Consider the following 207-nt stretch of genomic DNA (forward strand, 5'->3'; position numbering starts at 1 on the left):
TTTTCGTCAACATAGTTGACCGTGATCTTTGCCGCTTCCGCTCTTTCATACACGTACGTAATTGTTTGTTCCTTTGTCCCTTGAGTTCCATTCGCGTTTTCTGGTGTTTCTTTTAGAACCCATCCCTCAATATCTTTACCACTTGTTTCGTACTTATCCCCAACTTTACCTGTTGGTAATACTACGGGATCACTCAAGTTATTACCC

General features: G+C 41.5%; 1 protein-coding gene. It reads right to left on the reverse strand.

Features of this window, described 5'->3' with window-relative positions:
- Window positions 1-207, reverse strand: a 207-nt coding sequence (locus N0K73_RS08290) for a MucBP domain-containing protein (RefSeq protein WP_284065023.1), incomplete at both ends; no start/stop codon positions are given.

The sequence above is a fragment of the Dellaglioa algida genome (genome assembly GCF_030127605.1).
Taxonomy (GTDB): domain Bacteria; phylum Bacillota; class Bacilli; order Lactobacillales; family Lactobacillaceae; genus Dellaglioa; species Dellaglioa algida.